Genomic DNA, 15,185 nt, shown 5'->3' with positions numbered 1-15,185 from the left:
GACTGCCACCGGCGCCCAACGAGAAGGAGATCCATGCCTTTCCGCGACAGCACGGACGTCCCCGCCCGCGACACGGCGGCGGGCGCCTGAGCCGATGCCGATCCATCTGCACTGGTACCTGCCCACCAACGGCGACAACCGCGACATCGTCGGCTCCGGCGACGGCTCGCAGAAGACACTGGCCGCCGTGCGGTCGGGCTTCCGTCCCCCGACCGTCGAGTACCTCGGCGGCATCGCCCGCGCGGCCGAGCAGCTCGGCTTCGAGGCCGTGCTCACCCCGACCGGGACCTGGTGCGAGGACGCCTGGATCACGACCGCCGCGCTGTCGGCCGTCACGACCCGGCTGAAGTTCCTGGTCGCGTTCCGTCCCGGGCTGGTCTCGCCGACCCTGGCCGCCCACCAGGCCGCGACGTTCCAGCGAGTGTCGGGCGGGCGGCTGCTGCTCAACATCGTCACGGGCGGCGACGCGGCCGAGCAGCGCCGCTTCGGCGACCACCTCGACCACGACCGCCGCTACGCGCGGACCGAGGAGTTCCTGACCGTGCTCCGCGGGGTCGGTGGTGCCGCCGAGCCGTTCGACTTCCACGGCGAGTACTACGACATCGAGGGGGCCGCGATCCCGTTCGCGCCCTACGAGCCGCCGGCGATCTTCTTCGGCGGAGCCAGCCCGGCGGCGGAGCGGGTGGCGGCGCGGACGGTCGACACCTACCTCGCCTGGGGGGAGACGCCCGCCCAGATCTCCGAGCGCCTCGACCGGGTGCGCGGCCTGGCCGAGGAGGCGGGGCGCTCGGTGTCCTTCGGGATCCGCTTCCACGTGCTCGGCCGGGACACCGCGGCCGAGGCGTGGGCGGAGGCGGACCGGCTGCTCGACCGGATCGACGAGTCCCGGATCCGGGAGACCCAGCGGACGCTCGCGGCCAGCGAGTCGGTGGGGCAGCGGCGGATGGCCGCGCTGCACGGCGGCGACCGCCGCAACCTGGAGGTCTACCCGAACGTGTGGGCGGGGTACGGCCTGGTCCGCGGGGGCGCCGGCACGGCGATCGTGGGCAGCCACGAGGAGGTCGCGGAACGCATCGAGGAGTACCACGCCCTCGGCATCGACCACTTCATCCTCTCCGGGCAGCCGCATCTGGAGGAGGCGTACCATTTCGCCGAGGGCGCCGCCGCCGAGCTGCGGAGCCGCGGGCTCGTCGCTCCCGCCGGCGCGGGGCCGGGCGCGGCGGAGGGCGGGCGCGGATGAGCGTCGAGATCATGGTGCTGACCACGTCCGACGAGGTCAACGCCGGGCTCCGGGTCTTCCTGCGGGCCATGATCCACCTGCCGTTCCACGCCATCGACGCGACCGAGATCACCGAGCCCGGCCGCTTCCTGGGCGCGCTCGACGGCGGCGAGGTCGTCGGCGGCGCGGACTCCTACACCAGCCGGCTGGTCGTCCCCGGCGGCGCCCGGGTGCCGCACGCGGCCGTCACCCACGTGGGCGTCCTGCCGACGCACCGGCGCCGCGGCATCGTGAGCGCGCTCATGGCGCGGCAGTTGCGGGACGCCGCCGCGCGCGGCGAGGTCGTGGCCTCGCTGCGGGCGACCGAGGCGGTCATCTACGAGCGGTTCGGGTACGGCGTCGCCAGCTCGGCGCGGTCCGCGCGGGTGGCGGTGGCGCGGGCGCGGCTGCGGCCGGAGGTCCCGGCGGGCGGCACGGTCAGGCTGGTCGACCGGGAGGTCACCACCGAGCTGCTGGACGGCGTCCACGCGCGGGCCGGGTGGACCGGCGCGATCGACCGGCCCGCCGGCTGGTGGGAGCTGCGGCGGCGGCTCCGCGAGGCCGACCAGGTGCCGCACTACGCGGTCGTCCACGGCACCGGCGGCGTGGACGACGGGTACGCGCTCTACCAGCCCCGCGACATTGCTGGCCGGCCCGGCGGCTCCGAGCGGACGGTGGGCGTGACCGACTTCGTCGCGCTCGACGACGGCGCCCGCGCGGGCCTGTGGCGCCACCTGCTGTCCCTGGACATGGTCGACACCGTCGAGTTCGACGCGCTGGCCCTGGACGATCCGCTGCCGCTGGCGGTCGTCGACCGGCGCGCCGTCGAGCTGGGGCCGGCCCGCGACGAGACGTGGCTGCGCCTGGTCGACGTCGAGGCGGCGCTGCGGGCGCGCGCGTTCGGCGAGGGCGAGCCGGTGGTGGTCCAGGTGAGCGACCCGCTGCTGCCCGAGAACGACGGCGCCTACGAGATCGGCCCCAAGGGGGTCGCGCGCACGGTCGCGCCCCCGGACCTCGGCGTCGACGTCGCCACGCTGGCGGCCGCGTACCTGGGCGGGACGCGGTGGCGGCAGCTGGCGGCGGCGGGCCGGGTCGACGTCCACGACCCGGGGGCGGTGCGGCGGCTCGACGTGCTGTTCGCGGTCGACGCGCTGCCGTTCTCGGGCACCTTCTTCTGACCCGCCGCCACCGTGGCGAGCGCCGCCGATGACGGCGGTCGCTCCCGTTCCCCCTGCCCTCTTCCATGGAAAGTAGAGATCCGCTGTGACGCAGCCCGACCCGTTGATCCTCTCGGCCTTCACCATGTCGACCGTCTCGCACGGCAACGCCGGCCTGTGGCGGCATCCGGACGACCGGACCGCCGGCTACACGGAGCTGGCCTACTGGCAGGACCTCGCGCGGCGCCTGGACGCGGGCGGGTTCGACCTGCTGTTCATCGCCGACGCCGTGGGCCAGCTCGACGTGTACGGCGGCAGCGCGCGCGAGGCGCTGGCCCGCGCCGTCCAGACGCCGGTGACCGACCCGCTGCTCGCCGTCTCGGCCATGGCGGCCGTGACCGAGCACCTGGGCTTCGGCGTGACGGTGTCGACGACCTACGAGTACCCGTACCTGCTCGCCCGGAAGCTCAGCACGCTCGACCACCTGACCGGGGGCCGGATCGGCTGGAACATCGTCACTTCCCTGCTCGACAGCGCCGCGCGCAACATCCTCGCCCGCGACCGGCAGATCGCGCACGACGAGCGCTATGCGATCGCCCAGGAGTTCCTGGAGGTCGCCTACAAGCTGTGGGAGGGGTCCTGGGAGGACGGCGCGGTGCTCCGCGACCGGGAGGGCGGGATCTTCACCGACCCCGACAAGGTCCACGCCATCGGGCACTCGGGACGGTACTTCTCGGTGCCCGGGGCGCATCTCGTCGAGCCGTCGCCGCAGCGCACGCCGCTGCTGCTGCAGGCCGGGACCTCGCCCGCGGGCCGCGAGTTCGCCGCCCGCAACGCCGAGCTGGTCTTCGTCGCCGATCCCCGGCCCGAGGTGCTGCGCCGCAACGTCGACGACATCCGGAGCCGGGCGGCCGGCCACGGGCGCAGGCCCGAGCACGTCAAGTTCATCACCTCGGTGACCGTGGTCGTGGACGACACCGACCGGGCCGCCGAGGCCAAGGCCCGCGACCTGCGCCGGTTCCGCGACACCCGCGGCGGGCTGGTGCTGCTGTCGGCGCTCAGCGGCGTCGACTGGTCCGAGCACGACCTCGACCGGCCGATCGAGGAGTTTCGACACCGACGCCAGCCGCTCGGTGCTGGCCTCCGTCGCCGACCCGGTCGCCCGGAAGCGGCTCACGCTGCGCGACTACGTGGACGGGCTCAGCGGGTTCGGCGGCGAGGCGCTCGTCGGCGGCGCGGCCACGGTCGCGGACGCGCTGGAGGCGTACGCGGACAAGACCGGTGTCGACGGCTTCAACTTCGTCTACCTGGTGACGCCGGGCAGCTTCGACGACCTGGCCGAGCATCTGATCCCCGAGCTGGTGAAGCGGGGCCGGGCGCGCGAGCGGGGCGGCGCGGCGCCGCGCACCGTCCGCGACGCGCTGTTCGGCACGGGCCCCGGCCTGCCCGGCGACCATCCGGCCACCGCCTTCCGCCGTCGTGCGCAGCTCCAGCACCAGGACCCCGATCAAACGCGCCGCGCTCGCGTGGACCGCCGCGACCGCCGGCACGCCGTTCGACGCCGAGGCCGTGCGGTTCAACGTGCGCCGCTGCACCGACCCGGCCTTCGAGTATTACGACAAGGTCAGCGCGGCCACGATGTCGCGGGTCTACCAGGACCTCAACTCGTTCAAGGTCATCGATGGCCGGGACGGTGCAGCACACCTTCAAGCACCGTTCCTAAGGGCTGTGCCTAAGTTGCTCAGCCGCGCGCCCCGAACGGTCTTGGACGCACTGGTCCCCGGCGTACTCGGGCTCCGGGGCGGCGACACGCATCCTGTGCGTGGTCCGTTCCCGGGAGGCCGGTTCCCTGCGCGACCTGGCCAAGTGGGTCCGACCAGAGGCGACGGGGAGGCCCCAGACCATCACTCCGGTGGAAAGGGGGCCCCGCACGCTGACATCGAACCCGGCGTCCCAGATCGCGCTACTGAAAGTACAGGGGCCAACACAAACCGTCAAGCCGGATCGCTTGATCACCCGCACATTCACGCAACCCACCTCACCGGCGAACAGTTCGCACCCCTTCGTCGACTACCTCCGCCAGATCCCCAACAGCGGCAACGCGGCGTCCGGCTTCTTCAGCCCGGCCGCGCTGAAGAAGCACGGGCAGGACGGGCTCGCCGACCACCCGGTGGGGACCGGCCCGTTCAAATTCCAGGAGCGGGTGCGCGGCGACCACACCACGCTCGTGCGCAACCCGGACTACTGGGGTCCCCGCCCCCGCCTGGACAAGGTGATCTTCAAGCCGATCGGCGACGACCAGAGCCGCGTGTCCGCGCTGCGCAGCGGATCGGTCGACCTCATCAGCCGCGTCCCCCCGGACTCGGTGGCGACGCTGGAGAAGGCCGGCTTCGCGGTCCCGGAGAACAGGAACGTTCCACACGCCATCTACTACCAGTACAACTTCAAGAACCGGTTCCTCCAGGACAAGCGCGTGCGGCAGGCGATCATCCACGCCATCGACCGCAGGCAGCTGGCCGCGAAGATCTACAAGAACCACGCCCAGGCGTCGACCTCGGTCCTCAACCAGGGCAACGAGGCCCACGACCCGTCCGCCGTCGACTACCGGTTCGACCCCGCGGCGGCCAGGAAGCTCATCGCCGACGCCGGCTACCGGCCCGGCCAGATCACGTTCACCATCCTGAGCGACACCACCGGCCAGCCCACGGCCGAGTACATCCAGCAGGGCCTCAAGGCCGTCGGCATCGAGGCCAAGGTCGAGTCCTTCGAGTGGATCACCTACGGGACGCGCACCGCCAACCTCACCCCGGACGACGGCCTCTACCTGGGCGAGTGGGGCTACCTCGCGCCCAACTGGGTCCAGATCGCCTACAACCACAGCGTCGCCGACAAGGGCGGGGACAAGTACTCCGACACCAGCGCGGCCACGAGGAAGGCCATCGAAACGGCCGCGCACAACCCCGACCCGGCCAAGGCGAAGGAACTGTGGCAGGCGGCGGCGCAGACCTGGGCGAAGGACGCCACGTCCTTCCCGCTGCTGTCGTTCAACCGCTACTACGGCATCGCGCCGCGCGTCGGCGGGTTCGTCTGGCCGCGGCAGAACCACTACGACCTCACCAAGGTCTGGGTGGCGGACTGACGATGGCGCGGCACATCCTGTGGCGGCTGGTGAACGTCGTCCCGCTGCTCTTCGTGATCAGCCTGCTGGTGTTCTTCATCGCGCAGGCCGGCCCGGCCGACCCCATCAAGGGCGCGCTCAGCCAGAAGATGTCCCCGGCGCAGATCGAGGAGATCCGGAGCGCCTACGGGCTGGACCGGCCCGCCTGGGCGCAGTACCTCAGCTGGCTCCAGGACATGGTCACCAACGGCGGCGGCCTCTCGCTCAGCGTGCGCAGCCCCGTCTCGGAGATCGTGTTCCCGGCCTTCAAGAACACCCTCATCCTGGGGGCCGCCTCGACGCTGCTGTCGGTGCTCCTCGGCGTGCTGATCGGCTTCGCCTCCGGCATCCGGCACGGCCGGCTCACCGACCGGGCGGCGATGCTTTTCGTCCAGATCGGGAGCAACCTGCCGATCTACTGGTTCGGCCTGATCATCATCTGGATCACCGCCGTCCAGTGGAACCTGCTGCCCGCCGGAGGCATGCACGACCTGCGCGGCGACGGCGGCCCCGGCGACCTGCTGCTGCACCTGGTCGCCCCCGCGTTCGCGGCGTCGCTGGTGTCGATGCTCATCATCGCGCGGTTCGTCCGGGCGGCGGTCATCGAGAGCGAGCAGTCGGACTACATCCGCACCTACCGGTCCCAGGGGTTCGGCCGCGCCGCCATCCTCGGCAAGCACATCGGCCGCAACATCCTGCCGCCCATCGTCAACACCACCGGGCTCACGGTCGGCTCGGTGATCACCGGGGTGGTCTTCGTCGAGACGATCTTCTCCTGGCCCGGCATCGGCGGCGTCCTGCTCAACGCGATCGCCGGCTCGGACTACCCGGTGATCCAGTCCGGCATCCTGCTGGTCGCCGTGACGTTCGTGGTCGTCAACCTGGTCACCGACGTCCTGCTCGACCTGCTGAACCCGCGACTCCGGCACGGTGGCCCATGAGCACCTCCACCCCCGCCGCCGTGATCGCCGACGTCATCGGGCCGACCCCGCCGCGGCTGCGGCGGTCCGCGCTCGCGCGGCTCGTGCGCAACCGGGAGGCGGTGCTCGGGCTCACTGTCCTCGCCGTCGTCGTCGCCGTCTCGGTGCTGGCCCCCTGGCTGGCGCCGCACGACCCGAACGCCGGCGACGCGGGGAACGTCCTGGCGCCGACCGGATCGCCCGGCCACCCGCTCGGGACCGACGAGCAGGGCCGGGACGTGCTGAGCCGCGTCCTGCACGGCGGCCGCGGCGCGCTGGTCGTGGCCGTCGGGTCGGTGGCCGTCGCCCTGGTCGCCGGCACCGCGATCGGGCTCTTCGCCGCGTTCGCGGGACGGCGCACCTCCGGCCTGCTGATGCGGGCCGTCGACCTGATGTTCGCGTTCCCGGTGATCCTGGTGGCGCTCTCGCTCGCCGCGATCATCCGGCCGGGACCGTGGGTGCTGGTCGGCACCGTGATCTTCGCCGCGGTGCCGTACATCACCCGCATCGTGTTCGCCGAGGCCAAGGTCGAGCGCGAGAAGGACTACGTGGAGGCCGCCCGCTCCCTGGGCGCGTCGGAGGCGTCCATCCTGTGGACCGAGGTGCTGCCCAACCTGGTCTCCTCCGTCGTGATCTACGGGACGAGCCTGGTCGGCGTCAACATCGTCTTCACCGCCAGCCTGAGCGCGCTCGGGCTGGGCGTCCAGCCGCCCGACCCGGACTGGGGCCGCATGATCTCCGAGGGCGCCAAGGTCCTCGTGAACGGCAGCCCCGGCGTCGCCACCTTCCCCGCCGTCGCCATCCTGCTGGTCTCGCTGGCCTTCAACTGGCTCGGCGACGGGCTGCGCGACGTCCTCGACCCGTGACGATCCCCGAAGGCCATCAGCTATGAAACCCGTACTCACCGTGCAGGGCCTCGGCGTCGACTTCGCGCTGCCGGGCGCCGTGGTCAACGCGGTCCGCGGCGTCGACCTGGAGATCCGGCCCGGCGAGGTGCTCGCCCTCGTCGGCGAGTCCGGGTCGGGGAAGAGCGTCACGGCCGCCGCCGTCCTCGGCCTGCTGCCGCGCACCGCGCGCGTCACGTCCGGGAGCATCCGGTTCCACGGCACCGAACTGGTCGGCCTCCCCGAGCGGCGGCTCAACCTCCACCGCGGCTCCGGCATCGGAATGATCTTCCAGAACCCGGTGACCTCGCTCGACCCGTCGTTCACCATCGGCACCCAGCTCGGCGACACGGCCCGCCTCCATCTCGACCTCTCGCGGAGCGCGGCGGCCGGCGTCGCGCGGACGTGGCTGGAGCGCGTCGGGATCCACGATCCGGACCGCGTGCTGCGCTCGTACCCGCACGAGCTGAGCGGCGGCATGCGGCAGCGCGTCATGATCGCGCTCGCCGCGCTGTCGGGCCCCGACCTGCTCATCGCCGACGAGCCGACGACCGCGCTCGACGCCACCGTCCAGAAGCAGATCCTGGACCTGCTGCTCGGCCTGTCCGCCGAGACCCGGACGGCGGTCCTGCTGATCACCCACGACTTCGGCGTGGTCGCGCACACCAGCACGCGGGTCGCGGTGATGCGCGAGGGCGCGGTCGTCGAGACGGGGGAGACCGGGCAGGTGCTGAGCGCGCCGTCGCACCCGTACACGCGCACGCTGATCGACTCGGTCCCCGAGATCGGACGGCGCCGCGCCGAGGGGGAGCGGCGGCTGCTGGGCGGCGCGGCCTCCGTGCCGCGCGTCCACGCGACACCGCGCCCGGACGGGCCGAAGACGGCGAAGGGGGAGCCGATCCTCGAACTCCGGGACGTGTCCAAGGAGTTCGTGATCGGCGGCCTCGGCACTGGGCGCCACAAGGCCACGGTCCGCGCCGTCGGCGGGGTGTCCCTGAGCGTCCGGCGGGGCGAGACGTTCGGCCTCATCGGCGAGTCCGGCTCGGGCAAGTCCACTCTCGCCCGGCTCGCCGGGGCCCTGCTGCCGCTGACCGGCGGGTCGGTCTCCTTCGACGGCGCCGACGTCGCCGCCGCCGACGCCGGGGGCCGCCGCGACCTGCGGCGCCGCTTCCAGTACGTGTTCCAGGACGCGGCCACCGCGCTCAACCCGCGCGTCAAGGTGGGCGACCAGATCGCCCGGCCGCTGGTGCGGCTGGGCAAGGCCGCGAACCGGAAGGAGGCCGCCGCGCTGACGGGCCGGGCGTTGGAACTGGTCGGTCTCGACCCGTCCCACGCCGACCGCTACCCCCGCGAGTTCTCCGGCGGGCAGCGCCAGCGCGTGAGCATCGCGCGGGCCGTCGCCCTCGAACCGGACCTGCTGATCCTGGACGAGCCCACCTCCGCCCTCGACGTGTCCACCCAGGCGACCATCCTCAACCTGCTCCTCGACCTGAAGGACGAGCTCGACCTCACCTACCTGTTCATCGGCCACAACCTGGCGGTGATCGAGTTCGTCTGCGACCGGATCGGGGTCATGCGGCAGGGATCGCTGGTCGAGACGTTCCCGGCCGGCGAGCTGTTCGCTCCGGAACGGGACCCGGCCACCCGCGCCCTCCTCGACTCCGTCCTCCCGATCGGCGCCGCCGCCACCAGCACGAAAGGTTCACCATGACGACCACGGACACGACCGCCGCAGTCCCGGCGGCGCGGGCCTACCTGCGGCCGGCCACGGCCACCGACGCCGAGCTCACCGACCGGTTCCAGCCGGTGTTCGACCGGATCGCCGAGGGGAACGTGGCGCGGGAGCGGGACCGGATCCTTCCGCACGAGCAGGTCGGGTGGCTCAAGGAGGCGGGCCTGGGCGCCGTCCGGATCCCGGTCGAGTTCGGCGGGTCCGGCGCGTCGCTGGAGCAGACGTTCGCGCTGCTGGCCTCCCTCGCCGAGGCGGACGCCAACGTCGCCCACATCTGGCGGAACCACCTCGCCTTCGTCGAGGACCGGCTCAACGCCGCGCCGTCGGAGTCCAACGACAGGTGGCTGCGCCGCTTCCTGGACGGCGAGTTCGTCGGCGGCGGCTGGACGGAGGCCAATAACGGGACCTTCGCCGACCTCAAGACCACCGTCCGCGAGGACGGCGACCGGTGGCTGGTCTCCGGCGCCAAGTTCTACGCCACGGGCAGCCTGTACGCCGACTGGCTGGACGTCCTCGGGAAGGGCGACGGGGACGCGGTGCTGACCGCGCTCGTCCGCCGCGACGACCCCGGCGTGGAACTCGTCGACGACTGGAAGGGGTTCGGCCAGCGCACCACGGCGAGCGGCAGCGCCAACTACACCGACGTGCCCGCGGTGGCCGGCGACGTCTTCCCGGCCGGGGAGCGGTTCGTCTACCAGGGGCACTTCTACCAGACCGCGATGCTGTCGGTGCTGGCGGGCATCACGCGCGCCGTCCTGCGCGACGGGACGAGCGCGCTGCGGGCGCGCGGCCGCAACTACCCGCAGGCGCTGGACCCGGTGCCGTCCTCCGACGCCCAGTTGCTCCAGGTCATCGGCCAGGTGTCGGTGGACGCCTTCGCCGCCGGCGCCGCGCTGGCCCGGTCGTCGCGCACCCTCGACCTGGTCGCCGAGGCGCTCGGCACCGGCGACAAGGAGGCCCGGGAGCGCCGCGTCCTGGAGGCCGAGGTCGCCACCGCCCAGGCCCAGCTCGCGATCATCGACGCGGCGCTGCGGGCGACGACGACGGTCTTCGACGCGCTCGGCGCCTCCGGCGTCTCCGAGACCCTGCTGCTCGACCGGCACTGGCGCAACGCCCGGACCCTGGCCTCGCACAACCCGCGGGTCTACAAGGCGCGCATCCTGGGCGACTGGCTGGTCAACGGCACCGACCCGGTCCCGAACCTGGCGGCCGTCGGCCGCGGCGGCCAGGGCGACTGACCCGCGATGCGCGGGCACCCGCCCCGGCCCCGGTGTCCGGCGGACCGCGTCAGGCGGGCCGCGCGACCGCCGGCCCGGCCTCGCCGGGCGTCGGCGCCGCGGCCCTGAAGTGCTCGCGCAGCGTCCCGGTCTCGTACTCGTGACGGAACAGCCCCTTCGCCCGCAGCAGCGGCACGACCTCGTCGACGATCACCTCCAGGCCGTCGACGAGGCGGTCGGGCTGGAGGTTGAAGCCGTCGATCGCACCGGACCGGAACCAGTCCTCGATGTGGTCGGCCAGCTGCTCGGGCGTCCCGACGAACCCCGCGTGCCCGGACCCGGTGTAGCGGGTCTGCCGCAGGTACTCGCGGACGGTCGGCTTGGTGCGGCGGATCTGCTTGATGATCGACTCCCGGAACCCGATGCTCCCGGTGAAGGTCTGCCGGTCGATGGGGCCGGAGAGGACCTCCTCGGGGAAGGGCTCGTCCAGCGGCAGCGTCGAGGCGTCGAAGCCGATCGCCTGGGACAGCCACTGCGTGGAGTAGGCGGCCGGGCCGAGGTCGTGCAGTTCGTCGCTGCGGCGCCGGGCCTCCTCCTCGGTGCTGCCGAGGCTGAGCAGCAGGCCCGGCAGGATCCGGACGTCGTCGGGACTCCGGCCGGACTCCACCGCGTACCCCTTGACCTGCCGGTAGTGCTCGATCGCGCCCTCCTTGGTCAGCTCGGCGGCGAAGACGCCCTCGGCGAACCGCCCGGCGAGCCGCCGTCCCTTCGGGGAGCCGCCCGCCTGCAGCAGGACGGGCCGTCCCTGCGGCGACGGCGGCACCCGCAGCCGGCCGACCAGGTCGAAGAAGTCGCCGTGGTGGGCGACCGTCCGCCCGGTGCGAGCGGACTCCCACAGGGCGAGCACGAGCTCGACGAACTCCTCGGCGCGGTCGTAGCGGTCGTCGCGCGCGGGCACGTCCGGCAGCCCGAAGTTGGCGGCGGACGCCGCGCCCCGGGTGGTGACGATGTTCCAGCCGGCCCGGCCGCGGGAGAGCACGTCCAGGGACAGCAGCCGCTCGGCCAGCTCGAACGGGTCGTTGAACGTGGTGGACGCGGTGACGACCAGGCCGACGTGCTCGGTCGCGGTCGCGACGTGGGCCCAGTTGACCGTGGGCTCCAGCCGGCCGGCGTTGGCGTCGTGGGACGGGTCGCCCAGCGCGGGCCCGTCGGCGAGGAAGATCGCGTCGAGCGTGCCGCGTTCGGCGAGGCGCCCGATGGTGCTCCAGTACCCGGGGTCGACGAACGCGTCGTCCGGCAGCCGCGGCGACTGCCACGCTGCGGGCAGGTAGCCGAGGACCAGGACGTTGACGCCGAGCAGGACATGGCCGGTTCGCGGTGGGGACACGGGCTTCCCTTTCCCTCATAAACTCCACTAAGTCTATCGATAATATCGAGAATTGGAGAGATCCCATGTCAGAGGACTTCGGCGCGCGGATCCACCTCGCCCTGGCGCTGTCCGGCGACCAGGCGCTGACCGTGCTCGCGGACGACGCCCTCCTCGCGCGGCTCGACCGGGCGCCCCTGGCGTTCACCGTCGTCGGCGCCGACCGCCTCGCCGCCCGGGAGGCGGACGGGGAGGCGGACGGCGCGCGCACGATCGACCCGAGCACGGCGACGGCGGTGCTGGCGGGCCGGACGGTCGGCGCGGCCTTTCTCGCCGCCGCGTCGCCGGCGCGCGACCACCCGTACAACCTCGCGCGCCGGATCGCGTCCGCCGGGCACCTCTCGCGCGGGCGCACCGGGCTGGCGGCCGGTTCCGCCGACCCGTTCGTCGCCGACGGCGCCGGCCGGTCGCACGGCGGCGGCCCCGTGCTCACCGCGCGGCCGGGGGCCGCGGCGACGCGGGACCTGGTGCTCGCCGTGCAGAAGCTCGAACAGACCTGGCCGTACGACGCGATCGTCGCCGACCGGGAGCGGCGGATCTTCGCGCGCGGGGACCGCATCCGCCGCGCCGGCCACGACGGCGTCTTCCCGACCGCGGGCCCGCTCACGCTGCCGTCGACGCCCGAGGGCTCGTCCCCGGTCGCGTGGTGGGCGAGCGCCCCGGACGAGCTGGAGGCCGCCGCCGAGGTGGCCGACGTCGTGATCGTCCCGGAGGGGGACGACTGGGCGGCGGGCGCGCGGGCGGCGCTCGACGCGGCCCCGCGCCGCCACTTCACCGACCCGGCGCAGCGCCCGCTGCTGTTCACGGTGATCGACGTCGCGCCCGGCACGGCGGCCGGCGAGCTCCGCACCCGGATCGACGCGGCGGGCGCGGCCGACGGCATCGTGCTGCGCCCGGCGGGCGCGGACCCGGGCGAGGCCATCGGCCTGGCCACCGACCTGGGCGGCGGCGACCGTCCCGACGTCCTGTCACTGCGGGCGCGGCTGGGGCTGCCCCGGACGGCCGACCTCCTGCCGGAGGGCCCCGGAGTGTTCCCCGAACCCGCCCCCCAGACCTGACGCCGCGCCGGGCGGGTCAGCCGGTCCCGGCCAGCGCCGCGAGGCGGCGGGCGAGCAGGGCGGCGGTCTCCCGCAGTTCCGGAGGCTCCAGCACCTCCGCCTCGAAGCCCAGCCGGGTCACGTGCACCGCGAGCCAGTCCAGGTCGAAGCCGCCGAGGACGAGCACGCACCAGCCGTCGCGATCGTCCTCGACCCGCCCCACCTGGGGCGGGACCAGCTCCCGCACCCGGTCGGCCGGGGCGCGCAGCCGCACGCGGGCCAGATGCCGGTACGGCGCCTCGGCCACGGACCGCTGCACGTAGGCGACCGGGTCGGGGTGCTCCCTGGGCCGGAAGCGCCAGGTCGTCGCCGCCGCCTCGCGCATCCGGTCCAGCCGGAAGGTGCGCCAGCCGTCGCGGTCGACGTCCCAGGCCATCAGGTACCAGCGGCGGCCGGTGGCGACCATCCGCACCGGCTCCACCGCGCGCTCGCGCTCCGCGCCGTCGCGGCCCGCGTACCGGAACCGCACCCGCACCGCGTCGCGGCAGGCCCGCGCCAGCGTCACCAGCAGTTCCGGGTCGATCTCCACCCCCGGGCCGACCAGGGTGTCGGTGGCGCCGTGCACCGCCCGCACCTCGGCGCGCAGCCGGGGCGGCATCACCTGGTCGAGCTTGGCGAGCGCCCGCAGCGCCGCCTCGCCCGCCCCCGCGACCGTGCCGCCCGACGCCATCCGCAGCGACACCGCGGTCGCGGTCGCCTCCTCGTCGTCCAGGAGCAGCGGCGGCAGCCGGGTGCCCGCGCCGAGCCGGTAGCCGCCGCCGACGCCCGCCGTCGCGTGCACGGGGTAGCCGAGGGCGCGCAGCCGCTCCACGTCGCGGCGCACCGAGCGGTCGGTGACGCCCAGCTCGGCGGCCAGCTCGGCGGCGGTCCAGGACGGCCGGCGCTGCAGCAGCGCCAGCAGCCGCAGCACCCGCTCGGTGGTCGCCTCGACGGTCACGGGCCCATCGTTCCACAGGTCAACGGAACATCGCGGAACGATCCTGTCCGCTATTGGCGGCAGGCTGGGCCCATGCCCGACCAGGTGCTTCACATCGACCGCGAGCTGATCCACCATGTGGCCGGGGTCCGCCTGCTCCGGGACCTCCACCCGCACACCCACCGACCCGACCGCCGGGAGGCGAGCTGACATGGCCCGCGACGTCCAGATCACCTTCGACTGCGCCGACCCCGCCGGGCTGGCCGCGTTCTGGGCCGAGGCCCTCGGCTACCGGGTGCAGGACCCGCCCCGGGGCTTCGAGTCGTGGGAGCAGGCCCTGGAGGCGATGGGGGTGCCGCCCGAGAACCGCAACGACGCCTCGGCGGTGGTCGACCCTGAGGGCACCGGGCCGCGGCTGTTCTTCCAGAAGGTGCCCGAGGGCAAGCAGGCCAAGAACCGCGTCCACCTCGACGTGCGGGCCGCCCCCGGGCTGGAGGGCGACACGCGGATGGCGGCCCTGGAGACGGAGGCCGAGCGGCTCGCGACGCACGGCGCCGTCCGGATCCGGCGCCACGAGCCCGCGCCCCCGCTCGGCGCCGGCCACATCGTGATGACCGACCCCGAGGGCAACGAGTTCTGCCTCGACTGACCGGCCGGCCGGCGGGCGCGGGTCTCAGACCCAGATGGCGCAGGGCAGGCCGTCGGAGAACACCTCGGGCGGATCGGGCATGCACTCGGCGTCGCCGCGCGCGATGCGGCGGGCGGTCCACGCGGCGGCCGCGGCGTCCAGCACGTCGTCCACCCCGGCGGCGGCCCCGGGCCCGCCGAGGTCGGCGGGTAGCGTGATGCCGTGCGCGGCGAGCAGCGCCATCCGCTGGTGCGCGCCCGCCCATGACTTCTTGCCGGCGACGGGAGGGCGGCCGGAGAGCTCGGCCATCCTGGCGAAGCTCACTTCCGGATGCGCCTCGGCCACGCGGAGCCGGGTCTCGCGGACCCACGCGTCGACCTGCAGGATGCCGGTCCTGAGCGCGTAGGCCTGGGCGGAGATGCCGGTGCCGTTGATCTCGCGGCTCCTGGCGTTCGCGGACGCGAGGTCGGGGGCCGCGAGGGCCTGCCTGACCGGGGTCATGAAGACCGACTGCCACCGGGGCCGGGCCGCTTCGCGGGCGCGCAGGTCGGCCTGCCGCCGGCCGGTGTCGGGCAGGCCGATCGGGATGTCGATCGCGACCACGTCGAGCGGCGCGCGCCCGGCGGCCGCGGCGACCAGGTCACCGATCGCACGGGCGTGATGGGCGGCCGGCGCGCCCCCGCCGAGCACGATGCCGAGCCAGCCGTTCCTGCACGCGTCCACGCCCAGCACGCGAACGTCGTCCATTCCCCCA

General features: G+C 74.0%; 13 protein-coding genes. 10 read left to right on the top strand and 3 right to left on the bottom strand.

Annotated elements, in window-relative coordinates; translation table 11 throughout:
* Positions 1 to 94 precede the first annotated feature (94 nt).
* The 8 genes from ACFPZN_RS02585 (at position 95) to ACFPZN_RS02550 (ending at position 10,385) form a co-directional block, all read left to right on the top strand.
* Complete coding sequence (locus ACFPZN_RS02585; protein WP_378279714.1) at positions 95 to 1,240, top strand: LLM class flavin-dependent oxidoreductase; 1,146 nt, start codon at positions 95 to 97, stop codon at positions 1,238 to 1,240.
* Positions 1,237 to 2,436: a GNAT family N-acetyltransferase gene (locus ACFPZN_RS02580; RefSeq protein ID WP_378279712.1), complete on the top strand. Its 1,200-nt coding sequence runs from the start codon at positions 1,237 to 1,239 to the stop codon at positions 2,434 to 2,436. The genes ACFPZN_RS02585 and ACFPZN_RS02580 overlap by 4 nt, the downstream gene beginning before the upstream one ends.
* Before the next feature lie 85 nt (positions 2,437 to 2,521).
* The gene (locus ACFPZN_RS02575) at positions 2,522 to 4,138 is read left to right on the top strand and encodes an NtaA/DmoA family FMN-dependent monooxygenase (RefSeq protein ID WP_378279710.1); all 1,617 of its coding nucleotides are present in this window, start codon (positions 2,522 to 2,524) and stop codon (positions 4,136 to 4,138) included.
* A 285-nt stretch (positions 4,139 to 4,423) separates the two neighbouring features.
* Positions 4,424 to 5,554, top strand: coding sequence for an ABC transporter substrate-binding protein (locus ACFPZN_RS02570; protein ID WP_378279708.1), 1,131 nt, complete (start codon positions 4,424 to 4,426; stop codon positions 5,552 to 5,554).
* A gap of 2 nt (positions 5,555 to 5,556) precedes the next feature.
* Complete coding sequence (locus ACFPZN_RS02565) at positions 5,557 to 6,513, top strand: ABC transporter permease (RefSeq protein ID WP_378279706.1); 957 nt, start codon at positions 5,557 to 5,559, stop codon at positions 6,511 to 6,513.
* Positions 6,510 to 7,397 carry an ABC transporter permease gene (locus ACFPZN_RS02560; protein ID WP_378279704.1) on the top strand — a complete coding sequence of 296 codons (888 nt, stop codon included), beginning with the start codon at positions 6,510 to 6,512 and terminating at the stop codon, positions 7,395 to 7,397. The genes ACFPZN_RS02565 and ACFPZN_RS02560 overlap by 4 nt, the downstream gene beginning before the upstream one ends.
* Before the next feature lie 22 nt (positions 7,398 to 7,419).
* On the top strand, positions 7,420 to 9,126 hold the full coding sequence (locus ACFPZN_RS02555; protein WP_378279703.1) for a dipeptide ABC transporter ATP-binding protein: 1,707 nt from the start codon (positions 7,420 to 7,422) through the stop codon (positions 9,124 to 9,126).
* Entirely contained in the window at positions 9,123 to 10,385 is a 1,263-nt protein-coding gene (locus tag ACFPZN_RS02550; protein WP_378279701.1) for an acyl-CoA dehydrogenase family protein, read from the top strand. Before ACFPZN_RS02555 ends, ACFPZN_RS02550 begins: the two co-directional genes overlap by 4 nt.
* Positions 10,386 to 10,434: 49 nt before the next feature.
* Here the strand turns inward: ACFPZN_RS02550 and ACFPZN_RS02545 are convergent, their stop codons facing one another.
* On the bottom strand, positions 10,435 to 11,751 hold the full coding sequence (locus ACFPZN_RS02545; protein ID WP_378279699.1) for an NtaA/DmoA family FMN-dependent monooxygenase: 1,317 nt from the start codon (positions 11,749 to 11,751) through the stop codon (positions 10,435 to 10,437).
* A gap of 65 nt (positions 11,752 to 11,816) precedes the next feature.
* Here ACFPZN_RS02545 and ACFPZN_RS02540 point away from each other — a divergent pair, with 65 nt between their 5' ends.
* A complete protein-coding gene (locus ACFPZN_RS02540; RefSeq protein ID WP_378279697.1) occupies positions 11,817 to 12,848 on the top strand; it encodes an LLM class flavin-dependent oxidoreductase in 1,032 nt (343 codons plus the stop codon).
* 16 nt (positions 12,849 to 12,864) lie between these two features.
* Here the strand turns inward: ACFPZN_RS02540 and ACFPZN_RS02535 are convergent, their stop codons facing one another.
* Positions 12,865 to 13,824, bottom strand: coding sequence for a helix-turn-helix transcriptional regulator (locus tag ACFPZN_RS02535; RefSeq protein ID WP_378279695.1), 960 nt, complete (start codon positions 13,822 to 13,824; stop codon positions 12,865 to 12,867).
* Positions 13,825 to 14,014: 190 nt separating this feature from the next.
* Between ACFPZN_RS02535 and ACFPZN_RS02530 the strand changes: the two genes are divergently transcribed.
* Positions 14,015 to 14,452, top strand: a complete 438-nt coding sequence (locus ACFPZN_RS02530) for a VOC family protein (RefSeq protein WP_378279693.1) — start codon at positions 14,015 to 14,017, stop codon at positions 14,450 to 14,452.
* Between the two features lie 24 nt (positions 14,453 to 14,476).
* Here ACFPZN_RS02530 and ACFPZN_RS02525 read toward each other — a convergent pair whose 3' ends face one another.
* A complete protein-coding gene (locus tag ACFPZN_RS02525; RefSeq protein ID WP_378279691.1) occupies positions 14,477 to 15,178 on the bottom strand; it encodes a DUF429 domain-containing protein in 702 nt (233 codons plus the stop codon).
* Between the last annotated feature and the right edge of the window lie 7 nt (positions 15,179 to 15,185).

Origin of the sequence: Actinomadura rugatobispora (assembly GCF_042656285.1) — a bacterium.
GTDB classification, from domain to species: Bacteria; Actinomycetota; Actinomycetes; order Streptosporangiales; family Streptosporangiaceae; genus Spirillospora; species Spirillospora rugatobispora.
Note: the sequence above shows the minus strand (reverse complement) of the source record. Positions and strands in the feature narration are given on the sequence as shown.